Source organism: Streptomyces venezuelae, from assembly GCF_008642315.1.
In the GTDB taxonomy this organism is placed as follows: domain Bacteria; phylum Actinomycetota; class Actinomycetes; order Streptomycetales; family Streptomycetaceae; genus Streptomyces; species Streptomyces venezuelae_D.
The window spans coordinates 4,129,815-4,152,626 of the sequence record NZ_CP029192.1; the positions used below are offsets into that span (position 1 = coordinate 4,129,815).

Below are 22,812 nucleotides of genomic sequence, written 5' to 3' on the forward strand. Positions count from 1 at the left end.
TCTCTTCATCGGACCTGGCCCGCCGGTACTCGCGCACAGCGCGTTGCTCGGGGGAGTGTCGCCGCCGCGGCCGGGTCCGGGGGCAGAGAGAGCCCCGGTCGTCGGAGGTGAACGACCGGGGCTTTCGCCCTGCCGCCTCACCCCACCGGCAACCGCACCGTGAACAGCGAGCCCTTCCCCGGCACGCTCTGCGCGGACACCGCCCCGTCGTGCGCCTCCACCAGCTTCCGCACGATGGACAGACCGAGCCCGCTGCCACCCGTCGCCCGCGTCCGCGACTTGTCCGCGCGCCAGAAGCGGTCGAAGACGTGCGGCAGGTCGGCGGACGCGATCCCCGTGCCCGTGTCGGCGACCTCGATCAGCACCGCCTCAGGTGTCGTGCGGCAGCTGATGCGGACGCTGCCGCCCTCAGGAGTGTGGCGGACGGCGTTGGAGACGAGGTTGCCGATCGCCTGCCGCAGCCGCAGCGGATCGGCCGTCACCCACGGGTCGCCGAACGCGGTGGCCCTGAGCCGTACCCCCGCGCCGTCCGCGCGCGCCTGGTGCGCCGCCGCCACCTGGTCGGCGATCTCGGCGGCCCGTACCGGCTCACGGTGCAGCCGGAGCGTACCGGCGTCGGCGGCCGCCAGATCCTGGAGGTCGTCGACGATGTGCTGGAGCAGCAGCGCCTCCTCGAGCAGCGAGGTGACCAGTTCGGGGTCGGTGTCGACGACCCCGTCCTCCGCCGCCTCCAGCCAGCCGCGGATGTTGGACAGCGGCGTGCGCAACTCATGCGCCACGTCGCTGACCATGGCCTTCCGCTGTTCCTCCAGGGCCTTGCGGTGGGCCGCCATGTCGTTGAACGCGGCGGCCAGTTGGCTGATCTCCCCCGCCGAGCGCGTGGCCCGTGCCGGGACCGGCTCGCTCGACTCGCCCGTCTTCATGCGCCGCGTCGCGGTGGTGAGCGCGCGCAGCGGCCGCGTCAGCCGGGTCGCGGCCAGCGCCGTGACGGCGATCGTGACGGCGAGGACGGCCGCGGCGAGCCCCGCCAGACGGATGGTGTTGGCGCGGGAGAGGCTGAAGGCGGGGGCGCTCCGGGTGCCGTCGGAGCTGGTGATGAAGAGGAGCGCGGGCGACGAGACGTATGGCCCGAGCTGCTCGCGGCGCGCGGTGTCGACGCAGGACGCGGTGGCGGCGGTGGTGGACTCCGGCCCGACGGCCCCGGCGCTCGGCCGGATCGCCGTGGGCTCGCCGTCGGGCCGGACGCCGCCGTCGGGACCGTCGGGTGCGTCGGGCAGCTGGGGTACGTTGCGCTCCGCGGCCGTCATCGACGGTACGGAGGGTACGGAGGCGGCGACCGGCTTCGGACCACTCCGCCCCTCCAGGTCGAGGCCGACCGGTACGGGATCGAGGCCCTGCCGCTTCAGGCACGCGCCGGTCAGGGCGTTGAGCTTCTTCAGGGCCTTCTGCTCGGTCTCGGTGGGCATCTCCAGAGGAGGCGTACGGCACTGGGACTGCAGGAACTCGCCCGGGTCGTGGTCGATGCGGACAGTGGGGCGGCCGCCGGGCCCGACGACGACCTGAGGAGTCATGCCGAGGTCCACCAGACAGGCCGCGCGCCGGTCGGCGGCGTCCTTCAGGCGCGTACGTTCCGCTCGGGTGAGGCGGTACGGGCCGACCGCCCGCGGATCGATGCGATCGGCGGAGGTGTCCCCCACTTCCACTGCCTCCTCGCCCGAACGGCCCGGGGTGAGCGCGCTGTCGACGGAGAGGGGGTCGAGGACGGCGGAGGCGGTCGGGGGGAGGCGGGCCTCGGGGTTGTCCTTGGGGTTGTCCTGGGGGGTGTCCTTGGGGTTCTCCTTGGCGCCACCCTTGGCTTCGTGCCCGGCGTCGTCGTCCTTGGAGGACGGAGTGGGGCTCCCGGAGTCCCCGCCCTTGTTGGCGCCATCCTTGTCGGCGCCGCCCTTGCCGACACCACCCGTGTCAGCACCGCCCTTGGCGGCACCACCCCGCTTCGGTGGCGCCGCCGAGTCCGCGATGACCTTGCGTTCCTGCGTGGTGAGGGCGATACGGCGACCGGTCTGCCGGGACAGTTCACGGACGGCCGCGTCGGCGCCCCGCCACTCCGGGGAGGTCGCGCCGACGCCGAGGAGCTTGTCGTAGATACGGGCGTCGTCGGCGAGCACCTGCCCCTGCTCCTGCCGCAGCGCGCCGGACGTGGTCTGCGCGGCGAGCCACGCGGTGGCGGCGATGGAGCCGATGGAGACCAGCACGGACACGGCGAGCAGCCGGGCCAGCAGGCTCTTGCGCAGGGGAACGTCACGCGCCACGCGTCGCCCCCGAGCCGGCCCCTGCGCCCGAGTCGGCGCCCGCACCCGCTCCCGATCCCGCCGGCCCCGCCCCGGGCCCCGCCCCCGTCAGCTTGTACCCCACCCCGAACACCGTCAGAAGGCGGTCGGGACGCCGAGGGTCGGACTCGATCTTCTTGCGGAGATTCAGCACGTGTACGTCGACCGTCCGCGCGGATATGTAGCCCGAGGACCCGTGGATGCGGTCGAGGAGCTGCGGCCGCGTGAAGACCCGGTCCGGCTCCTCCGCGAGGGCCGAGAGCAGGTCGAACTCGCCCGGCGTGCAGTCGACGTGCCGCCCGTCGACCGTCACCTCGTGCCGCAGCGGGTCGACGACGAGGCCGCCGACCCGCAGGATCCGCCGGTCGGTGCCGGGCAGCGGCGGGTGGATGCCGCCCGCGCGGCGCAGCAGCGTCCGGACGCGGGCCATGAGTTCGCGGGGGCTGTACGGCTTGGTGAGGTAGTCGTCGGCGCCCGTGTCGAGGCCCACGAGGAGGTCGTCCTCGGTGGTGCGGGCGGTCAGCATCAGGACCGGGAGGCGGGTCAGCTCCGCGGGGCTGTCCCCGTCCCGGAGGAAACGGGTGACCTGAAGACCGTCGGTGCCGGGCATCATCACGTCGAGGATCAGCAGGTCCGGCAGCCTGCGCCGCACCTCGGCGAGAGCGGCGGAGCCGTCGTGGACGACGGCGACCTCGTGGCCCTCGCGTTCCAGATAGCGGCGGACCAGCTCGGCCTGTTTCTCGTCGTCCTCCGCGACCAGGACAAAAGCGCACATGGCGTTGAGGATAGGCACCGCCCGACGGATTCCGGCTGGGCAAATGGGATCGCGACGGCGGCCTGACAGGATCCTCACAAGTCGCTGCCAGGCTGCACCGGGCCCTACCGCCCGCCCGCGGAGAGCTCCCCGTTCGTCCAGGCGTACACCGTGTCGCCCTGGACCGCGACCCGGTACCGGTAGCGGTCCCCGCACTCCGCGCGGGTGTCGCGCGGGGTCCGGTCCGGCCACCAGGACGCGTCGAGCCGCGGCTCGCCGACGGGTTCCCGCACCGCACCGCCGCACCCGGTCCCGCCCTTCACCCCGGCGTCGGCCCCGGCCCCGGAGCCGACGCCAGCCCCATCCCCAGCCCCAGCCCCAGCCCCAGCCCCAGCCCCAGCCCCAGCCACCGTGAAGCGGATCAGCTTGGCTTCGCCGGTCGTCTTCACCTTCACCTTGATGTTCCTGGCGTCCTTCGGGATCCAGGCGGGCAGCACGAACGCCCGGTCCCCCTTCTCAGCCCCGGCCCCGGCCGCAGGCGCGGGTGCGGGCGCATCCGCCGCCGTGGGAAAAGACTTCGTCTTCTCCTTGAAGACGTGCTCGCTCACCGCGTCCGGCATCAGCGCACTGTTCCTGAGCGCGGGCGCGGCGACGGTGACCACGCCGACGGCGGCCAGGCACCCGGCCGCGACGAGGACAACGCCACGAACCTTCTTCTTCAGGGGCTGAGGGGACCGAAGGGACTGTGAGGACCGAGAGGACTGAAAGGACTGAGAGGGCTGAGAGGGCTGAGAGGGCCGAGGGGACATACCCCCAGTCTTCGCCCCCGCCCACCAGATTTCGTACGGCCCGAGAACGAACGTCCGCTCCCTCCGAAAGACAGAGGTCGTACCCGCCGTCCACCTCAAGACGTACGGGACACGGCAATCCGATCCCTCGACCGCACCACCCCTACCAGGTAGGCCGCGCCCCCACCCCGCCATCCACCACAAGATCCGTCCCGGTGATCCAGGAAGCCGCGTCCGACGCGAGGAACACGCACGCGCTGCCGATGTCCTCGGGCGTGCCGAGCCTGCCGAGCGGCGCCGCCCGGCCCCACCGCTCCACGCCCTCGGGCCAGTCCCCGGCGAGCCCCGGCCGGTCGACGAGGCCCGGCGAGACGCTGTTGACGCGGATGCCGCGCGGCCCGTACTCCAGGGCGGCCGAACGGGCGAACATGATCAGGGCGGCCTTGGACGCGCTGTAGTGCGCGTGGCCGGGGGCGGGGTGCGAGCCCTCGATGGACGCGATCTGCGTGACCGTACCGCCGCCGTCCTGCCCGGCCATGACCTCCGCGGCCGCCTGCGTGCAGCAGAACGCACTCGTCACGTTCGCCTCGGACAGCTCCCGCCAGTCCGCCGCCGACATCCCGGCCAGTTCCTGCAAGGGCTGGATTCCGGCGTTGTTGACCAGCGCGTCGAGCCGCCCCCGCCAGGCCCGCGCCTCCTCGACCAGACGGTGGCACTCCTCTTCCCGCTTAAGGTCCGCCGGTACGGCGACGGCGTCACCGCCCGCCGCGACGATCCGCCCGACCACCTCCTCGGCCCGCTCCTTACCGCTCCGGTAGTGAACGACGACCGAGGCGCCCGCCTGCGCGAACCGCCATGCGATCCCGGCCCCGATCCCGCCACTGGCCCCGGTCACCAGAGCCACCCGCCCGCCCAACCCGGGCAGCGCCTCATCCCTCAGGCCCCCCGCCTCACTCACCACGTCCAGCAACCTCCCTGCCATCGCCCGAAGGCATCCGCAACGGCTCCCCCACCCGGCACAAAGCCCGAATGAGCCCGGCCCGCCCCGGATACCGCGCGCTCAACTCCTCCACGTCCCCGCCCTCGTAATCCTCCTCGACGAAACCGGGCGCCATGGTCGTCCCGAACAACGCCCAGCCGTGCCGCCCCCCGACGGCCGGAACGTACGCGCCCATCCACGTCCCGGCCGGGACGACCAACTGCACATGTCCTCCGGGGCCCAGGACGGCCGTGCGGTCGGTCCCGTCGGGAGCAAGCAGCAACAGCTCCAGGGCGTCGCCCTCGTAGAAGTGCCAGACCTCGTCGGTGGGCAGGCGGTGCAGGGCGGAGAAGTCGCCGGGGGCGGTGGTCAGGAGCACGATGATCGCCGAGCCCGCGGGCCGCCCGTCCGCGTCGGCCGGCCCCACCCAGGTCCGCCGGTACAACCCGCCTTCCACGGGCAGCGGCCGCAACCCGTGCCGGGCGGCGACCTCCTCAGCTGTCAGCACTTTCTCGACCATGGCCGATCGCTCCCCACCCGGTGGCGGCCATAACCACGGATTCCGCACCGGATCCCGAGCCAGGGCTCCCGCCTACTAGGACTGCGGGACGGACTCGGGCTGGACGAACTCGGGCTGGTCGAGGACGCGCAGCCACGACCCGTCGGGCTGGCGGCGCACGACCTGGGCGCGCGCACCCGCGCCGTCCTTCGGCGGCGTGGCCGTGAGCGCGATGTCACCGCTGATCAGAGTCGGCAGGGGCTCCTCCGGCTCGAACTTCGGGTTGCTCGACATCAGCACCTCCCACAGCCGACGGATGGCCTCGCGCCCTTCGGTGATCTGCCCGGGCGGAAAGGCGATGACCGCGTCATCGGCGTAGAGCTCCGCGACGCCGGCCGCGTCACCTTTGTTGACGCGCTCGACGAGCAGACGCGTGATGTCTTCCGGCTGGTAGGCCTTCTCGTACACAGACACAGGGAGCCTCTCGTTCGGAGCCGTTGAGCAGCTCCGACCAGCTTGGCCAGGCGCCTGAAACAAGTCCAACGCCCCTTGTTCATGCCCACCAGAACCACCAGTTCTAGTTGCCCCGCGGGCTCCCCGGGCCCCGGATCGAAAGAAGCCACCCAGAAGCCCCACCCCCCACGAGGCCGATTCCTAGAATCCAAAGTCATGGAACTCAGGCAGCTCGAATACTTCATAGCGGTGGCCGAGGAGGAGAACTTCACTCGCGCCGCGGAGCGCGTGCACATCAGCCAGTCCGGAGTGAGCGCTCAGATCCGGCAGTTGGAGCACGACCTCGGCGCTCCCTTGTTCCACCGCTCGGGCCGCAACACCGGACTCACCTCGGCCGGCCGTGCCGCACTGCGCCACGCCCGCTCGGCCCTGGCCGCCGTCGACGCCGTGCGGCAGGCGGTGGACGAGGTGAACGGCCTGATCCGCGGCAGGCTCGTGGTCGGCATGGTGACGGCGTGCACGGTCACCCCGCTCTTCGACGCCCTGTCCGCCTTCCACCACCATCACCCCGGCGTGGAGATCACCCTGCTCGAGGACACCTCCGACCGCCTCGTGGAACGACTGCGCGCGGGCACCGCCGACCTGGCCCTGGTCAGCACCCCCGGCACGCCACCTCCGGGCCTGGAGGCCTACGAGATCATCCGCGAGCCCCTGGTCGCAGCGATCCCCACGAACCACCCCCTCGGCTCCGCACCGGAGGTGACCCTCGCGGACCTGGCCCGGCACTCGGTGGTGAGCCTCCCGACGGGCACCGGAATCCGGAAGGTCTTCGACGACGCGTGCGCGGCGGCGGGAGTCCACGTCGAGATCGCGTTCCAGGCCGCCGCCCCCAGCGCGATCGCGGACCTGGCCATACGCGGCCTGGGCGTGGCGATCCTCTCCGAGTCCATGGTGGCCCAGCACCGCCCCCACCTGACGACCCGCACGATCACGGACATCCACACGCAGCCGGTCCTCTCCCTGACCTGGCCCACCACGGACAACCCGGCCCTACGCCAACTCCTCCACCACTGCCACACAGCCTTCACCCACCCAACCCCCACCCCGGCCCGAAACACAGAAGACCCCAGGTCAGAATGAATCTGACCTGGGGTCCTAGATGAGCCGCCTTCGGGATTCGAACCCGAGACCTACGCATTACGAGTGCGTTGCTCTGGCCATCTGAGCTAAGGCGGCGCGCCGTCCGCACCATCGTGCGATCAGCAACGCGGCCAAGTCTACACAGTTTTTGAGGGTGCTCCGCACACCCCCCTCGCACGGCTATGAGCAGCGCTTCCCTTCCTTCGGGACGGTGCCCTTCAGGAGGTACGCGTTGATCATCGAGTCGACGCACTCGCTGCCGCGGCCGTACGCCGTGTGGCCGTCGCCCTCGTAGGTGAGGAGGCGGCCGGAGGAGAGCTGGGAGGCCAGGGCCTTGGCCCAGCGGTAGGGGGTCGCCGGGTCGCGGGTCGTGCCGGCCACCAGGATCGGCGCCGCGCCCTTCGCCTCGATGCGGTGGGCCTCGCCCGTGGCCCGCACCGGCCAGTACGCGCAGTTCAGCGAGGACCACGCGAGGCCCTCGCCGAAGACCGGGGAGGCTTCGCGGAAGGCGGGGAGGCCCTTCTGCACCTCGGCGGGGGAAGCGAAGGCGGGCGGGAGGTCCAGGCAGTTCACGGCCGCGTTCGCGAACATCAGGTTCGCGTACTTTCCGTCGCCGTCCCGCTCGTAGTAGCCGTCGGAGAGGGCGAGCAGGCCCGAGCCGTCCTTGTTCTTCATCGCCGAGGTGAGCGCGTCCCGCAGCTGGGGCCAGCCCGCCTCGTCGTACATCGCCGCGATCACGCCCGTCGTGGCCAGCGCCTCGCCGAGCCGCCGGCCGCCACTCCCCCCGATGAGCAGCGGCTTCCGGTCCAGCTCGCCGAAGAACGCCTTGAGGCGCTTGCCCGCGTCCTCGGGGCTCCCCGCGCCGAGCGGGCACTCCTTGCCGCGCGACGCGCAGTCCTTCGCGAAGGAACGGAACGCCGTCTCGAAGCCCGCGGTCTGGTCACGGTTCATGCGGCGCGCGGGCAGGGACGGGTCCATCGCGCCGTCCAGGACCAGCCGGCCCACCCGCTCCGGGTACAGCTCGGCGTACGTCGCACCGAGGAACGTCCCGTACGACGCGCCTACGTACGACAGCTTCCCGTCGCCGAGGACCGACCTCAGGACGTCCATGTCGCGGGCCGCCTCGACCGTGGAGACGTGCGGCAGCACCTTGGCCGACCGCTCCTTGCAGCCGGACGCGAACGACTGGAAGGCGGTGCGCAGGCCGTCGGTCTCGCGGCGGTCGTCCGGGGTGACGTCGGTCTGCGTGTACGCGTCCATGCGCTCGCCCTCGAGGCAGGTCACGGGCTCGCTGCGGGCCACGCCGCGCGGGTCGACGGCCACCATGTCGTAGCGGGCGCGGACCTCCGCGGGGTAGCCGAGGGCCGCGTACGACTGGAGGTAACCGATCGCCGAGCCGCCGGGCCCGCCCGGATTGACCAGGAGCGAGCCGAGTCGGCCCTTCTTCTTCGTGGCCTGCTTGCGGGAGACCGCCAGCTGGATGTCGCCCGCCGCGGGCTTCGCGTAGTCGAGCGGGACCTTCATCGACGCGCACTGGAACCCGGGCGCACCGCAGTCGCGCCAGCTCAGCTTCTGCCCGTAGTACGGGGAGAGTTCCGCCGGTGTCGAGCGGGACAGCGACGCCAGGGAGGCATCCGCCGGTGAACTGCCGTTCGAGCAGCCGGAGATGAGCAGCCCCGCCGCCACGAGCAGGATGCCCCCCGTACGGAGGGGGAGATTGCGGCTGCGGCTGAGGCGACGGTTACGGGGGCGACCGCTGCGACCGTTCCGACCGCGACTGCTGATGTCCATCCCGCGAGAGTAACTCTCCGCGCGCGAACGGTCACACAACGCGCTCGTACGGGTGAAGACGCCAGTCTCCGCCAACCCTTGGCCCGCACGCGGCCGTTCAGCCGTTCAGCCGTTCCGCCGTTCAGCCCGCCCGCAGCGCCACCGTCATCGCCTCGACCGCCAGCAGCGGCGCCACATTGCGGTCGAGGGCGGTGCGGCAGGCGCTGATCGCCTCGATGCGGCGGAGCGTGGCCTCGGGCGCGGCGGCCAGGGCCAGGCGTTGCAGCATGTCCTGGACCTCGGTGTTGGCGATGGCCACCTGCGAGCCGAGCTGCAGGGCCAGCACGTCTCTGTAGAGCGCGGTCAGATCGGTGAGAGCGAGGTCGAGGCTGTCGCGCTGCGTACGCGTCCTGCGCCGCTTCTGCTTGTCCTCCAGCTCCTTCATCGCACCGGCCGTGCCACGCGGCATACGGCCGCCCTGCGCCGCGCCCAGCGCCGCCTTCAGCTCCTCGGTCTCCTTGGTGTCGACCTCCTCGGCGACCTGCTTCGCGTCCTCGGTCGCCGTGTCGATCAGCTCCTGCGCGGCCTTGAGACAGCCGCCGATCTCCTCCACCCGCAGCGGCAGCTTCAGGACGGCGTTCCTGCGCTCACGCGCGCGTGGGTCGGTCGCAAGGCGTCGGGCCCGGTCGATGTGCCCCTGAGTGGCGCGCGCCGCGGCCGACGCCACGTCGGGCTCGATGCCGTCCCTGCGGACGAGCACGTCGGCGACCGCGTCCACGGGAGGCGTACGCAGCGTCAGGTGCCGGCAGCGCGAACGAATGGTCGGCAGCACGTCCTCCAGGGAGGGCGCGCACAGCAGCCACACCGTGCGGGGTGCGGGCTCTTCGACGGCCTTCAGGAGGACGTTTCCCGCGCCTTCGGTGAGCCGGTCGGCGTCCTCCATGACGATGACCTGCCACCGTCCGACGGCGGGCGACAGCTGTGCGCGCCGGACGAGTTCACGGGTCTCCTTCACGCCGATGGAGAGCATGTCCGTGCGGACCACTTCCACGTCGGCGTGGGTGCCGATCAGGCTGGTGTGGCAGCCGTCGCAGAATCCGCAGCCGGGCGCGCCGCCGAGCGCGCGGTCCGGGCTGGTGCACTGCAGGGCGGCGGCGAAGGCACGCGCGGCGGTGGCACGCCCGGAACCGGGCGGGCCCGTGAACAGCCAGGCGTGCGTCATCTTCGACGACTCCGGAGGCGGCGTGTCCGTCGCCGCCGCGGTCACCAGCGCGTCGGCGTCCCGGGCGGCAGCGCCCAGCTGCTCGCTCACCCGCTCCTGCCCCACCAGGTCGTCCCACACGCTCATGGGGTCACCGCCTTACGCTGCGCTCTGCCGCTGTTCTGACCGATCGACCGGACCGACCGATCGGACCGATCTGCCGGACCGGTCTGCCTGGCCGATCCGCCGGACCGATCCGCCGGACTGCCCATTGTGCGGGACGCCTCTGACAATCCGGCCCGGCCGCCGTGTTCAACGGCCTCGGCGCTCAGCGGTCGCGACGACCGCGCCGTCCCCGCCGACCACCGTCACGGTCGTCCTCGTCCTGGTCGTCGTGCGAACCAAGCAGTTCGTCCGCGAGCGACGGCAGGTCGTCGAGCGGCGTCTCCTCGGCCCAGTCGGAGGCCGCGCGCCGGGGCACGCCCTGCTCGTCGACCTGCGGCAGCTCACGGGTCCGGTCGTTGGCGCCGTCGAGCGAGGACGCGGGCTCGGCGGCGGGCCGCTCGTCGCGGAAGTACCCCGGCGGCACCTTGTCCTGGCCCACGGCAGGCAGCACGGCCGTCTCGTCCGCCGCACCCGCGGGCTCGGACACCTGCGGCAGCACCGCGGTGTCCTCCGCACTCGGCCCGTCGGCACCGACCGCAGGCAGCACGGCCGTCTCGTCGGCGGCACCGACCGGCGGCTCGGGCTTCACCACGGGCGTCGGCACGGTGGTCTCGTTGTCGGGCACGGACGGCGCGGATGGCGCGGACGGTTCCGCCGACGCCCTCTGCTCAGAGGCCGGAGCCTTCTGCTCAGTGGCCGGAGCCTTCTTCGCAGGAGCCTGCGCCTTCTTCGCGGGAGCCGCCGCCGCAGCCTTCCGCTCCGGAGCCGCCGCAGCCGTAGCCGCGGCCGCGGAAGCCGCCGCGAGCCGCCGCGCCTCCTCCGCCCGCAGCAGCGCCTCCTCGGCCTTGCGCTGCTTCTCGAGGCGCCGTTCCTCCGCCTCTGCGCGCAGCCGCGCCTCTTCCTCGGCCTCGCGCTTGCGCCGCGCCTCCTCGGCGGCGCGCACCTTCTCCTCTGCGAGGAGCCTGGCCTTCTCCTCCTCGGCCTTGCGCCGCGCCTCCTCGGCACGCTTCCTGGCCTCCTCGGCCTGCCGCTCGGCCTCGCGGCGCTGGGCCTCCTCCAGCTCGCGCCGCTTGCGCTCCTCCTCCTCGGCACGGAGCTTGGCGAGCTGCTCCTGGCGCTCGCGCTCCAGACGCTCCTCCTCGGCCTTGCGCGCGGCCTCTTCCTCGGCCTTGCGCCTGGCTTCCTCCTCGGCGGCCTTGCGGGCCTCCTCCTGTGCCTTCACCTCGGCTTCGGAGAGCGGCAGAACGAGGTCGAGCCGGTGCCGGATCACGGTCGTGACCGCCTCCGGTTCCTGGGAGGCGTCGACGATCAGGTACCGCCCGGGGGCGGCGGCGGCGAGCGTCAGGAATCCGGAGCGCACGCGCGCGTGGAACTCGGCGGGCTCGGACTCCAGCCGGTCGGGTGCCTCCGTGAACCGCTCGCGGGCCGTCTCCGGCGCGACGTCGAGCAGGCACGTCAGGTTCGGCACGAGACCGCCGGTCGCCCAGCGGTTGATGCGGGCGACCTCGGTCGGTGACAGGTCACGGCCGGCGCCCTGGTAGGCGACGGACGAGTCGATGTAGCGGTCGGAGATGACGATGGCGCCGCGCTCCAGGGCGGGGCGTACGACCGTGTCGACGTGCTCCGCGCGGTCGGCGGCGTACAGGAGTGCTTCGGCGCGGTGCGACAGACCGGCCGACGACACGTCGAGGAGGATCGAGCGCAGCCGCTTGCCGACGGGCGTCGCGCCGGGCTCGCGCGTGACGACGACCTCGTGTCCCTTGGCGCGGATCCACTCCGCGAGCGCCTCGGCCTGCGTGGACTTCCCGGCGCCGTCGCCGCCCTCCAGGGCGATGAAGAAGCCGGTGGCGCAGGGTGCCTGCACCGGGTCGTCGCCGCCGCGCAGCGCGTCGAGCAGGTCGTGCCGGAGCGGTACGCCCTGTCGGTCGTCGGCCTTGGCCAGGACCAGTGCGGCCACGGGCAGGAGCAGGGCGCCGACGAGCATGAGCGTGAACGCGGCGCCGCCGTGGTCGAAGACGAACTTGCCGTTGACCATGCGGTGCGGGCCGATGACGGCGGCCACGACCGGGGCGAGGAGCGCGCCGAGCGCGAGCGTGAGGCGTACGACCGCGTGGAGGTGTTCCGTCGTACGGGCCCTGCGGTAGTCCTCGACCTCCTGGTCGAGGAGCGCGTGGCCGATGTTCGCGGCGACGCCCGCGCAGACCCCGGCGAGGGCCAGGAGCAGCAGCACGGTCGTCACGTCGGGCACGAGGCCGGCGACGAGCAGCGCGATGCCGGTCAGGGCGATGGCGAGCGCGAGCAGCCTGCGGCGCGAGAGCGTGGGCAGCAGGGACGGCGCCGTGCGGATGCCGACGGCGGTGCCGCCGGTCAGGGCGAGGACGATCAGGCCGTACGTGACGGGTCCGCCGCCCAGGTCCTTGGCGTGCAGCACGGCGACGGCGACGGCGGCCGCGACGGCCCCCGCGACGGCGGCGCAGGCCGCGACGAACAGCGGGATGGCGCCGGTGCGGCCCTTGTCGGTGCCGGTGCCGGTGCGCGGCCTGCGCAGGCCCTCCAGCGGGCTGCGTGCGCGGGGCGTCTGCGTACGGGGAAGTTCGAGGAAGTACAGGATCGACAGGGAGGCGGCGAAGAGCCCGGCCGCGACGAACGAGGCGAGTCCGGCCTGGTGCAGCTCGAACCAGTCGAGGCCCGCGCCGAGCAGGTTGCCGATGAGGGTGATGGCGACGAGGGTCGCGGCCGCGAGGGGCAGCGCGAGGAATCCCGTACGCAGGGACAGGCGCCGCAGCGCGTCCATGTGGTCCGGCAGCGGCCGCACCGTCGCGCCCTCCAGGGGCGGCGCGGGCAGCAGCGCGGGCGCCGCGCTCTCCTTGGCGACGGTCCAGAAGCGCTCGGCGACGGCGACCACGAAGGACGTCACCAGGATCATCGCGAGGGCGTTGTCCGGGGTCCAGTCGATCCACAGGGGCGCGACGACGAGGAGCGCGGCACGCACTCCGTCGGCGCCGATCATGGTCCAGCGGCGGTCGAGCGGGCCGCCCGGAGAGGTGAGCGAGGTCAGCGGGCCCAGAAGCACCGCTCCGAAGAGCAGCGTCGCGAGAACGCGTGCTCCGAAGACGGCGGTCACGGCGAGGGCGACGCCCCGATAGCCACCTCCGAAGGCGGCTTCGGCGATGGCCGACTGGAGCGCGAGGATCACCAGAACGAGGAGCGCGAGCGCGTCGCCGACACTGCCGACGAGATGGGCGCTCCACAACCTCTTCAGCTGCGGTACGCGCAGCAAGGCGCGGACGGCACGCTCTCGGGAATCTGCGACCAGGGCGTCGTCGGGGGCCGGGTTTCCGGCCGTTGGCTGCTCGGCACGCGTCATCCGTCCAGCCTATCTGGACGGACCGACTCCCCGCGGAGCCACCCGAACAAACGACCGTCAGGTCCGGGTGGCACCCGTTTTGCGAGGTGTCGTACGCCGCCGGGCGTCATTCCTACGAAGCGGCGTCACTCCTCCGGCGCGGAGTCACTCCTCCGAAGCGGCAGCCTTCGAAGCGGCCGTCTTCTTGGCGGCAGTCTTCTTTGCCGTGGTCTTCGCGGCCGTGGTCTTCTTGGCCGCCGTTTTCTTGGCAGCGGTCTTCTTGGCGGGCGCCTTCTTGGCAGGTGCCTTCTTGGCCGCCTTCTTCGCGGTCTTCTTGGCGGGGCCCTTAGCCCGCTTCTCCGCGAGGAGCTCGTAGCCCCGCTCGGGGGTGATGTCCTCGACGGAGTCGGCCGCCCGCAGCGTCGCGTTCGTCTCGCCGTCCGTGACGTACGCCCCGAAGCGGCCGTCCTTGACGACGACCGGCTTTCCGCTGACCGGGTCCTCGCCGAGCTCCTTGAGCGGCGGCTTCGCGGCGGCGCGGCCACGCTGCTTCGGCTTGGAGTAGATCTCCAGGGCCTCTTCCAGCGTGATGGTGAAGAGCTGCTCCTCGGTGTCGATGGAGCGCGAGTCGGTGCCCTTCTTCAGGTACGGCCCGTACCGCCCGTTCTGCGCGGTGATCTCGACGCCTTCCGCGTCGGCACCCACCACGCGCGGGAGGGACATCAGCTTGAGGGCGTCCTCCAGAGTGACCGTGTCGAGCGACATGGTCTTGAAGAGGGAGGCCGTGCGCGGCTTGACCGCGTTCTTGCCGGTCTTCGGGGTGCCCTCGGGGAGCACCTCGGTGACGTACGGGCCGTAGCGCCCGTCCTTGGCGATGATCTGACGGCCGGTCTCCGGGTCGGCGCCGAGCTCGAAGTCGCCGCTCGGCTTGGCGAGCAGCTCCTCCGCGTACTCGACGGTCAGCTCGTCGGGCGCCAGGTCGTCGGGGACGTCCGCGCGCTGGTGGTTCTCGGAGTCGCGCTCGCCGCGCTCGATGTAGGGGCCGTAGCGCCCGACGCGCAGCACGATGTCGTTGCCGACGGGGAAGGAGGACACCTCGCGGGCGTCGATCGCGCCGAGGTCGGTGACGAGCTCCTTGAGGCCGCCGAGGTGGTCGCCGTCGCCGTTGCCCGCCTCCGCTGCGCCGCCGGATCCCTCGCCCTCGCCGAAGTAGAAGCGCCGCAGCCACGGCACGGCCTGCGCCTCGCCCCGCGCGATGCGGTCGAGGTCGTCCTCCATCTTGGCGGTGAAGTCGTAGTCGACGAGGCGGCCGAAGTGCTTCTCGAGCAGGTTGACCACGGCGAACGACAGGAAGGAGGGCACGAGGGCCGTCCCCTTCTTGAAGACGTATCCGCGGTCGAGGATCGTGCCGAGGATCGACGCGTACGTCGACGGGCGGCCGATCTCGCGCTCTTCGAGCTCCTTGACCAGCGAGGCCTCGGTGTAGCGGGCCGGGGGCTTGGTGGCGTGGCCGTCGACCGAGATCTCGTCGGCGGAGAGCGCGTCGCCCTCGTTGACCTGCGGGAGCCTGCGCTCGCGGTCGTCCAGCTCGGCGTTCGGGTCGTCGGCGCCCTCGACGTACGCCTTGAGGAAGCCGTGGAAGGTGATGGTCTTGCCGGACGCGCTGAACTCGGCGTCGCGGCCGTCGGAGGCGCGGCCGCCGATCTTGACCGTGACGGAGTTGCCCGTCGCGTCCTTCATCTGGGAGGCGACGGTCCGCTTCCAGATGAGCTCGTAGAGCCGGAACTGGTCGCCCGTCAGACCCGTCTCGGCGGGCGTGCGGAAACGATCACCCGAAGGTCGGATCGCCTCGTGCGCCTCCTGGGCGTTCTTGACCTTCCCGGCGTACGTGCGGGGCTTGTCCGGCAGGTAGTCGCTGCCGTAGAGCTGCGTGACCTGCGAGCGCGCGGCGGCGACCGCCGTGTCCGACAGGGTCGTGGAGTCCGTACGCATGTACGTGATGAAGCCGTTCTCGTACAGCTTCTGGGCCACCTGCATGGTGGCCTTCGCGCCGAAGCCCAGCTTGCGCGAGGCCTCCTGCTGCATCGTCGTCGTACGGAACGGGGCGTACGGCGAGCGGCGGTACGGCTTGGACTCGACCGACCGCACGGAGAAAGCGGTGTCCTGGAGGGCGGCGGCCAGCGCGCGGGCGTTCGCCTCGTCCAGGTGCAGGGTGTCGGACTTGAGCTGCCCGACGGAGTTGAAGTCGCGGCCCTGCGCGATGCGCTTGCCGTCGACCGTGGTGAGGCGGGCGACGAGCTGCGACGGGTCGGAGGCGTCACCGGCGCGGCCGGTGCCGAAGGTGCCGGTCAGGTCCCAGTACTCGGCGGAGCGGAAGGCGATGCGCTCGCGTTCGCGCTCGACGACGAGACGGGTGGCCACGGACTGCACGCGTCCTGCCGACAGACGCGGCATGACCTTCTTCCACAGGACCGGCGACACCTCGTAGCCGTAGAGGCGGTCGAGGATGCGGCGGGTCTCCTGGGCGTCGACCATGCGCTTGTTGAGCTCGCGCGGGTTGGCGACGGCGCTGCGGATCGCGTCCTTGGTGATCTCGTGGAACACCATGCGGTGGACGGGGACCTTGGGCTTCAGGACCTCGAGGAGGTGCCACGCGATGGCTTCGCCCTCGCGGTCCTCATCGGTGGCGAGGAAGAGTTCGTCGGACTCCTTGAGGAGGTCCTTGAGCTTCTTGACCTGCGCCTTCTTGTCGGAGTTGACGACATAGATGGGCTGGAAGTCGTGTTCGACGTCCACGCCGAGGCGGCGCACCTCACCGGTGTACTTCTCGGGCACCTCCGCGGCGCCGTTGGGGAGGTCGCGGATGTGCCCGACGCTGGCCTCGACTACGTAGCCGGGGCCGAGGTAGCTCTTGATCGTCTTCGCCTTGGCAGGCGACTCGACGATGACGAGTCGGCGGCCGCCCTGTGCGGTCTCGCTGGTCGGGGACAACTTCGCTCTTCTCTCCGGTCGACGCTCGGTGGCAGTGCGCGGCAGCAGTGCTCGGTCGCACTGCCGCGTCGCACCGCTCAGTCACATTGCGCGGTGGCAATGCTCGTGGCAGTGCGGTGACAGTGCCCGCATGGCTTGCGTTGCGCTGTCGCTGCGGAGTGTGACGGTACATCCCGCCCCCGTGTCAAACGGGAAAAGCCCGCAACGGCCACTCGAACGGTAACCCGACTACCGCCATTCCTGCCGCCCGGAGTGGCGACCCGCTGTTCCAGCGCCTCGGACGGCCGGAGTCCGCGCGAGGCCTGTGTGATCACTGGGAAGCGTGCTGCACCGGAGTGGTGTCGCGGCCGTTCTCCTGCCGCTTTGCCTCCGCTTCACAGCCTCGTGAAGCACCACACTCCGAGGAGCAGGGCGGCCGCTCCCGCGAGCGTCGCGAGCGTCACCGATGCGACGGGGTTCACACCCTGGGCGACGGGGGCCCGGTGCGCGGCACGCACACCCGTCCACATCAGCAGTCCGGCGCCGAACAGTGCGAACACCGTTCCGGCGAAGATCGCTGGCCCGCTCTCCATGGTCCTGCCTCCCCGTGCCGAGTTCCCCTGCGGGGAGGCTGACACGCACGGGAATCGGGAGGACGAAATCGGGGTGAACGGCGAGCGGGGATGTTGGCCTGATCAGCCCATGCCCCGCCCCCGGCCGGCCCCCGTCGGCCCCTACTCCGACGCGGGCAGCAGGAAGCCCTGCTGCACGAGCAGCCTGATCTGCGCGGGCGTACGGTCCCGCAGCAACACCGGGTCCTCGCCGACCAGTTGCGCGATGGCGTCCAGAATCCGCCCGGCGCTCAGCGAGCCGTCGCAGACGCCCGCGAACCCGGCTCCCACCGTGTCGACCTTGGTGGCCCTGCGCATGCCGCGGTTCTGGCGCAGCACGACGTGCTCCGGGTCCTCGGCGCCCGGCAGTCCGACCTGCTCCTGCACGACCTCGTCGGCCAGCTTGAAGTGCGCGGTGAGCAACGCGGCGTCGTCGTGGGCGCGCAGGTAGTCCTGCCGTTCGAAGAACTCGCGCACCGTCTCGCCGAGCGGCTGCTCGACGGGGTGCGGCCACTCCTCGACGGTGACGGACGGCTCGGCGACGGCCGTCTTCCTGAGCGTGATCCAGCCGAACCCGACGGCGCGCGTGCCCCGCGCCTCGAACTCGTCCAGCCACGCGTCGTACCGCGCGGCGTACTCCGCGGAGTCCGTGCGATGGTCCCCCGCGTCGCGCAGCCACAGCTCGGCGTACTGCGTGATGTCCTGCACCTCGCGCTGCACGATCCAGGCGTCGCAGTCGCGCGGCACCCAGGACCGCAGCCGGTCCTGCCACTCCTCGCCCTCCACGTGCTGCCAGTTGGCCAGGAAGTGCGCGTACCCCCCTTCGTTCAAATGCTCCCCCGCCTCCTGAACGAGCGAGCGGCACAGATCGTCCCCGCCCATGCCGCCGTCCCGGTACGTGAGCCGTGCACCCGGCGAGATGACGAAGGGCGGGTTGGAGACGATCAGGTCGTACGTCTCGTCCGCCACCGGCTCGAAGAGGGAGCCCTCCCGCAGGTCCGCCTCCGGGGCGCCGGACAGCGCCAGGGTGAGCCGCGTGAAGCGCAGCGCCCGCGGGTTGAGGTCGGTCGCGGTCACGCGCGTGGCGTGCTGGGCGGCGTGCAGGGCCTGGATGCCGGAGCCGGTGCCGAGGTCGAGGGCGCTCGCGACGGGCAGGCGCACCGTGACGCCGGCCAGCGTGGTGGAGGCGCCGCCCACGCCGAGGACGACGCCCTCCTCGTGCTTGCCGATGCCGCCGGCACCGCCGACCGCGCACCCGAGGTCGGAGACGATGAACCAGTCCTCGCCGCTCGGCCCGCCGTACGGCCGCACGTCCACCGTCGCCCACAGCTCGCCGTCCCGCTCTGCCAGCCAGTCGCTCTCCAGGAGTACGTCGACGGGGAGAACGTCGGCCACGCGCGCGTGGGGCACCGATTCCTGGAGCAGGAAGAGCCGTACGAGCGCCGGGAGCGCCCCGTCCCCGCGCGTGGCCCGCAGCGCGGGCACGGTCTCGCTGCGGGCCAGCGCGGTGTAGGCCGGGGCCCCGAGCAGGTCGAGCAGCCCGTCGGCGGTGAAGTCGGCGGCGAGCAGCGCGTCGCGCAGGGCGGCGGCGACATCGGCGCGTTCGGACGAGGGCAGGGGAAGGGAGGCGTTACTCACCCCTCCATTGTGGCCCGCCGGGCGCGCCGATGCCCTCGGCACCGCCCGGGCGCCGAGGGCATCGGAAATCGGGGAGCGTACGGAACGTACGGCCGGAAGGGTCAGCTCTTGCCGGAGGGCGTGGCGGACGCGCTCTTGCAGCTGTCCTGCTTGCCCATCGCCTTGCCGACCTCGCCCTCCTGCAGCTTCTCCAGGGCCTCGTTGCCGCTCTTGCTGAGCTTGTCCAGCTCGCCCGCGACGTCCTTGAGGCCGTCGGCGAAGTCCGCCTGGTTCTTGGTGTCCAAGCCGTCGACCTGCTTCTTCAGGTCGCCGTACGACTTGGAGATGGCGTTGAGCTCCTTGACGGCGTCGTCCGTCTTCTTCTTGCCGTCGTCGACCGGGGGCGCGCCCGCCTTCTTCACTGCGTCGCCCATCGACTTGTAGGCGTCGGACATGTCCTTGAACGCCTTGGAGTCGGTCTTCTGGACGTCGCCCGGCGAGCTGTTGTCAGAGGTCTCCTTCTGGATCGCGGCGTTGGCGTCCGCGATCTTCTTCGACTGCGGCTGCACCGAGTCACAGACCTTCTTGGCCCAGTCGTCCAGCTTCTTGTTGCCGTCGTCGCTGCACCCTGACAAAGCGAGTACCAGTACCGCACCGCCGGACAGTGCGGCTGCAAGCTTCTTGTTCACCGGATTGGTCCCTTCCATGGCTCTCGGCCCCGGAACTTACACGCCAACTGGGCGGCATCCGCATGCCGGGGGCTCGGTACCTCCCCTATTGCAGCCATTTGCACCAAGCGGCGTACGGGAACGGGGCGCGAGAGAAGGCTCACGGATCCTGCCGTGGACGCACTGCGGGCGGACGGCGCATCAAAAAGCGCCGTCCGCCCGCGTGTTGGGCAGAGCCCGACTCAACGTCACCGAGTCGGGTTACGGGACCGCGTCCCTACGAGACCACCGCCGGGTCGGCCGGCTTGGCCACCCGCTCGGAGTTGCCCTCGTCCCCGACGGCGATGCCGCGCCGCTTGGAGACGTAGACCGCGCCGATGATGACCGCGATGGAGAGCGCCGCGATCAGCACCCGCATTCCGACGCTCGCGTCGTCCCCGTAGCTGAACTTGACGACCGCGGGCGCGATGAGCAGCGCCACCAGGTTCATCACCTTCAGCAGGGGGTTGATCGCGGGACCCGCGGTGTCCTTGAACGGGTCGCCGACCGTGTCGCCGATGACGGTCGCGGCATGCGCCTCGCTGCCCTTGCCGCCGTGGTGCCCGTCCTCGACGAGCTTCTTGGCGTTGTCCCAGGCGCCCCCGGAGTTGGCGAGGAAGACCGCCATGAGCGTGCCCGTGCCGATCGCGCCGGCGAGGAACGAGCCGAGCGCGCCGACGCCGAGCGAGAAGCCGACCGCGATCGGCGTGAGCACGGCGAGCAGACCCGGTGTGGCCAGCTCGCGCAACGCGTCCTTGGTGCAGATGTCGACGACGCGCCCGTACTCGGGCTGCTCGGTGTAGTCCATGATCCCGGGCTTCTCACGGAACTGCCGCCGCACCTCGTAGACCACGGCGCCCGCCGACCGCGACACCGCGTTGATCGCGAGCCCCGAGAAGAGGAAGACGACCGCGGCGCCGAGGATCAGGCCCACCAGGTTGTTGGGCTGTGAGATGTCCATCACGAGGTTCATCGGAGCGCCGTCGCCGAGTTTCTCGCCGACGTCCTTGGCCGCCTCCGCGATGGCGTCGCGGTACGAGCCGAAGAGCGCCGACGCCGCGAGGACCGCGGTCGCGATGGCGATGCCCTTGGTGATGGCCTTGGTGGTGTTGCCGACGGCGTCCAGGTCGGTGAGGACCTGCGCGCCCGCGCCCTCGACGTCGCCGGACATCTCGGCGATGCCCTGCGCGTTGTCGGAGACGGGCCCGAACGTGTCCATGGCGACGATGACGCCGACCGTGGTCAGCAGTCCCGTACCGGCGAGCGCGACCGCGAAGAGGGCGAGCATGATCGACGTACCGCCGAGCAGGAACGCCCCGTACACGCCGAGCCCGATCAGCAGCGCGGTGTAGACGGCCGATTCCAGGCCGATCGAGATACCGGCGAGAATGACGGTGGCCGGGCCGGTGAGCGAGGTCTTCCCGATGTCCTTCACGGGACGCCGGGTGGTCTCGGTGAAGTAGCCGGTGAGCTGCTGGATCAGCGCGGCCATCACGATGCCGATGGCGACGGCGACGAGCGCGAGGACCCGCGGATCGCCGCCGTGGCCCTTGATCGCGGCGTCCGTGACGCCGTCCAGGTCCGCGTACGTGGACGGCAGGTAGATGAAGACCGCCGCGGCCACGAGTACGAGCGAGATGACCGCGGAGATGAAGAAGCCGCGGTTGATGGCGCTCATCCCGCTGCGGTCGGAGCGCCGGGGCGCCACCGCGAAGATGCCGATCATCGCCGTCACGACGCCGATGGCCGGGACGAGCAGGGGGAAGGCGAGCCCGGAGTCGCCGAACGCCACCTTGCCGAGGATCAGCGCCGCGACGAGCGTCACGGCGTACGACTCGAAGAGGTCGGCGGCCATACCGGCGCAGTCGCCGACGTTGTCGCCCACGTTGTCGGCGATGGTCGCGGCATTGCGCGGATCGTCCTCCGGAATGCCCTGCTCGACCTTGCCGACCAGGTCGGCGCCGACGTCGGCGGCCTTGGTGAAGATGCCGCCGCCGACACGCATGAACATCGCGATCAACGCGGCACCGAGGCCGAAACCTTCGAGCACCTTCGGCGCGTCGGCCGCGTAGACGAGCACCACACAGGAGGCGCCCAGAAGACCGAGCCCCACCGTGAACATGCCGACTACGCCGCCCGTGCGGAAAGCGATCTTCATGGCCTTGTGCGAGACAGCGGTGAGATCCTTTTCGGGTTCACCCTCTGCCGGAGTGGCCTCTCGGGCGGCGGCCGCCACGCGCACATTGCTGCGTACGGCGAGCCACATACCGATATAACCGGTGGTCGCCGAGAACGCCGCTCCGACCAAGAAGAAGATCGATCGTCCGGCGCGCTGATTCCAGTCGTCCGCGGGCAGCAGCATGAGCAGGAAGAACACCACGACGGCGAATACGCCGAGAGTGCGCAGCTGTCGACCCAGATAGGCATTCGCGCCTTCCTGGACCGCCGCCGCGATCTTCTTCATGCTGTCGGTGCCCTCGCCCGCCGCGAGTACTTGTCGTACGAGCACACCCGCGACGACGAGCGCCGCCAGCGCGACGGCGGCGATCACCATCACGATGAGACGGTTGTCGTCTGTCAGGACTGCGGCTGCGAAGGTTGTGGGATGGTCAAACTGATGAGGGGTAGAAAGCCCCGCCATTCGTCCTCCTTGACGCTTGGGCTGAGCTCAAGATGTGGACGGATTGTAGGGAGCGGAACCTGATCAAAACAGAGCGCCACAAACGGAATTGACCTGAGATTGCTTCTGAGCAAATGATCGCGCGTCCGGATTGGCCCCGAAAGCGGTAATGCCTCAAAACCGTTGACAGTTGACCGGCGAAAGATCGTCGATCTAGGGCCGCAAATGATCGGAAAAACAAAAGGTCCAGTTCACCGTGGTGGTGACCAGGCCTTGAAGGCAGAGCGGGGGTGGGCCGGAACGGTACGACGGGGTGAGGTCAGGGCACGAGTGGCGCCGGCGTCGTCGGCCAGCTCATGCGGATCAGGCCACCGGCCTCGCCGGCCGTGACCTCCACGTCGTCCACGAGGCCGCTGATGACCGCGAGGCCCATCTCGTCCTCGCCCTCGGCATCCGCCTCTTCGCCGTCGTCGAGACGCCCGCCGGGCACCCGGTCACCGGGTGCCGCACGGGGAGCCTCGTCGCCGACCTCGATGGAGAACTGCTTCTCGTCCTCGATCAGCGCGACCCGCACCGGCGCCGTCACTCCGCTGCTCTGATGCAGCCCGACGGCGCGCGTGCAGGCTTCGCCGACGGCGAGCCTGACCTCGTCGAGAACGGCCTCGTCCACCCCGGCCCTGCGCGCCACCGCGGCCGCCACCAGACGGGCGGTCCTGACGTGCTCGGGCAGGGCGCTGAAGCGGAGCTCAACGGTGGCCATGCATCCCCCTCGACATACGCACGTGCTGTCAGGGGGCCGGGCCGCAGGCCCGGTCCCCTGCTGTACTGCCTTCCCGGGCCCAGGGGCCCGGGAGGTCCGGCGCTC

The 22,812-nt window shown here is 71.3% G+C and carries 16 protein-coding genes and 1 tRNA gene; 1 reads left to right on the forward strand and 16 read right to left on the reverse strand.

Annotated elements, in window-relative coordinates; translation table 11 throughout:
* Nucleotides 1-137 precede the first annotated feature (137 nt).
* The 6 genes from DEJ48_RS17700 to DEJ48_RS17725 all read right to left on the reverse strand — a co-directional run bounded on the left by DEJ48_RS17700 (nt 138) and on the right by DEJ48_RS17725 (nt 5,821).
* Entirely contained in the window at nt 138-2,309 is a 2,172-nt protein-coding gene (locus tag DEJ48_RS17700) for a sensor histidine kinase (protein ID WP_223832085.1), read from the reverse strand.
* On the reverse strand, nt 2,299-3,102 hold the full coding sequence (locus tag DEJ48_RS17705; protein ID WP_150217131.1) for a response regulator transcription factor: 804 nt from the start codon (nt 3,100-3,102) through the stop codon (nt 2,299-2,301). Before DEJ48_RS17705 ends, DEJ48_RS17700 begins: the two co-directional genes overlap by 11 nt.
* 104 nt (nt 3,103-3,206) lie before the next feature.
* A complete protein-coding gene (locus tag DEJ48_RS40780; RefSeq protein ID WP_190538120.1) occupies nt 3,207-3,701 on the reverse strand; it encodes a hypothetical protein in 495 nt (164 codons plus the stop codon).
* A gap of 331 nt (nt 3,702-4,032) precedes the next feature.
* Nucleotides 4,033-4,851: an SDR family NAD(P)-dependent oxidoreductase gene (locus DEJ48_RS17715; RefSeq protein WP_150217133.1), complete on the reverse strand. Its 819-nt coding sequence runs from the start codon at nt 4,849-4,851 to the stop codon at nt 4,033-4,035.
* Nucleotides 4,820-5,368 (reverse strand): cupin domain-containing protein, encoded by a 549-nt coding sequence (locus tag DEJ48_RS17720; protein ID WP_150217134.1) that lies wholly within the window; start codon nt 5,366-5,368, stop codon nt 4,820-4,822. The genes DEJ48_RS17715 and DEJ48_RS17720 overlap by 32 nt, the downstream gene beginning before the upstream one ends.
* Nucleotides 5,369-5,443: 75 nt before the next feature.
* The gene (locus DEJ48_RS17725; RefSeq protein ID WP_150217135.1) at nt 5,444-5,821 is read right to left on the reverse strand and encodes a YybH family protein; all 378 of its coding nucleotides are present in this window, start codon (nt 5,819-5,821) and stop codon (nt 5,444-5,446) included.
* Nucleotides 5,822-6,016: 195 nt separating this feature from the next.
* Between DEJ48_RS17725 and DEJ48_RS17730 the strand changes: the two genes are divergently transcribed.
* Nucleotides 6,017-6,940, forward strand: coding sequence for a LysR family transcriptional regulator (locus DEJ48_RS17730; protein ID WP_150217136.1), 924 nt, complete (start codon nt 6,017-6,019; stop codon nt 6,938-6,940).
* Between the two features lie 22 nt (nt 6,941-6,962).
* On the opposite strand, the gene DEJ48_RS17735 is transcribed toward DEJ48_RS17730, so the two are convergent.
* The 10 genes from DEJ48_RS17735 to DEJ48_RS17780 all read right to left on the reverse strand — a co-directional run bounded on the left by DEJ48_RS17735 (nt 6,963) and on the right by DEJ48_RS17780 (nt 22,707).
* A tRNA-Thr gene (locus tag DEJ48_RS17735) sits at nt 6,963-7,036 on the reverse strand.
* A gap of 84 nt (nt 7,037-7,120) precedes the next feature.
* The gene (locus tag DEJ48_RS17740) at nt 7,121-8,731 is read right to left on the reverse strand and encodes an alpha/beta hydrolase (protein ID WP_150217137.1); all 1,611 of its coding nucleotides are present in this window, start codon (nt 8,729-8,731) and stop codon (nt 7,121-7,123) included.
* A 121-nt stretch (nt 8,732-8,852) separates the two neighbouring features.
* The gene (locus DEJ48_RS17745) at nt 8,853-10,058 is read right to left on the reverse strand and encodes a DNA polymerase III subunit delta' (protein WP_150217138.1); all 1,206 of its coding nucleotides are present in this window, start codon (nt 10,056-10,058) and stop codon (nt 8,853-8,855) included.
* 181 nt (nt 10,059-10,239) lie between these two features.
* The gene (gene tmk, locus DEJ48_RS17750; protein ID WP_150217139.1) at nt 10,240-13,443 is read right to left on the reverse strand and encodes a dTMP kinase; all 3,204 of its coding nucleotides are present in this window, start codon (nt 13,441-13,443) and stop codon (nt 10,240-10,242) included.
* 144 nt (nt 13,444-13,587) lie between these two features.
* The gene (gene topA / locus DEJ48_RS17755; protein WP_150217140.1) at nt 13,588-16,413 is read right to left on the reverse strand and encodes a type I DNA topoisomerase; all 2,826 of its coding nucleotides are present in this window, start codon (nt 16,411-16,413) and stop codon (nt 13,588-13,590) included.
* A 374-nt stretch (nt 16,414-16,787) separates the two neighbouring features.
* The gene (locus DEJ48_RS17760; protein WP_150217141.1) at nt 16,788-16,985 is read right to left on the reverse strand and encodes a hypothetical protein; all 198 of its coding nucleotides are present in this window, start codon (nt 16,983-16,985) and stop codon (nt 16,788-16,790) included.
* Nucleotides 16,986-17,126: 141 nt separating this feature from the next.
* A complete protein-coding gene (locus DEJ48_RS17765; RefSeq protein WP_150217142.1) occupies nt 17,127-18,641 on the reverse strand; it encodes a methyltransferase in 1,515 nt (504 codons plus the stop codon).
* Nucleotides 18,642-18,742: 101 nt separating this feature from the next.
* Nucleotides 18,743-19,327, reverse strand: a complete 585-nt coding sequence (locus DEJ48_RS17770) for a small secreted protein (protein WP_190537462.1) — start codon at nt 19,325-19,327, stop codon at nt 18,743-18,745.
* Nucleotides 19,328-19,565: 238 nt separating this feature from the next.
* Nucleotides 19,566-21,968, reverse strand: a complete 2,403-nt coding sequence (locus DEJ48_RS17775; protein ID WP_150217144.1) for a sodium-translocating pyrophosphatase — start codon at nt 21,966-21,968, stop codon at nt 19,566-19,568.
* A gap of 298 nt (nt 21,969-22,266) precedes the next feature.
* Nucleotides 22,267-22,707, reverse strand: coding sequence for an ATP-binding protein (locus tag DEJ48_RS17780; RefSeq protein WP_150170413.1), 441 nt, complete (start codon nt 22,705-22,707; stop codon nt 22,267-22,269).
* Between the last annotated feature and the right edge of the window lie 105 nt (nt 22,708-22,812).

What these genes read in the sequence shown, in the direction of transcription:
- DEJ48_RS17705 (WP_150217131.1), bottom strand. Translation starts at nt 3,102, where the DNA reads ATGTGCGCTTTTGTCCTGGTCGCGGAGGACGACGAGAAACAGGCCGAG.
- DEJ48_RS40780 (WP_190538120.1), bottom strand. Translation starts at nt 3,701, where the DNA reads ATGCCGGACGCGGTGAGCGAGCACGTCTTCAAGGAGAAGACGAAGTCT.
- DEJ48_RS17715 (WP_150217133.1), bottom strand. Translation starts at nt 4,851, where the DNA reads ATGGCAGGGAGGTTGCTGGACGTGGTGAGTGAGGCGGGGGGCCTGAGG.
- DEJ48_RS17720 (WP_150217134.1), bottom strand. Translation starts at nt 5,368, where the DNA reads ATGGTCGAGAAAGTGCTGACAGCTGAGGAGGTCGCCGCCCGGCACGGG.
- DEJ48_RS17730 (WP_150217136.1), top strand. Translation starts at nt 6,017, where the DNA reads ATGGAACTCAGGCAGCTCGAATACTTCATAGCGGTGGCCGAGGAGGAG.
- DEJ48_RS17740 (WP_150217137.1), bottom strand. Translation starts at nt 8,731, where the DNA reads ATGGACATCAGCAGTCGCGGTCGGAACGGTCGCAGCGGTCGCCCCCGT.
- DEJ48_RS17745 (WP_150217138.1), bottom strand. Translation starts at nt 10,058, where the DNA reads ATGAGCGTGTGGGACGACCTGGTGGGGCAGGAGCGGGTGAGCGAGCAG.
- tmk (WP_150217139.1), bottom strand. Translation starts at nt 13,443, where the DNA reads ATGACGCGTGCCGAGCAGCCAACGGCCGGAAACCCGGCCCCCGACGAC.
- DEJ48_RS17760 (WP_150217141.1), bottom strand. Translation starts at nt 16,985, where the DNA reads ATGGAGAGCGGGCCAGCGATCTTCGCCGGAACGGTGTTCGCACTGTTC.
- DEJ48_RS17770 (WP_190537462.1), bottom strand. Translation starts at nt 19,327, where the DNA reads ATGGAAGGGACCAATCCGGTGAACAAGAAGCTTGCAGCCGCACTGTCC.
- DEJ48_RS17775 (WP_150217144.1), bottom strand. Translation starts at nt 21,968, where the DNA reads ATGGCGGGGCTTTCTACCCCTCATCAGTTTGACCATCCCACAACCTTC.
- DEJ48_RS17780 (WP_150170413.1), bottom strand. Translation starts at nt 22,707, where the DNA reads ATGGCCACCGTTGAGCTCCGCTTCAGCGCCCTGCCCGAGCACGTCAGG.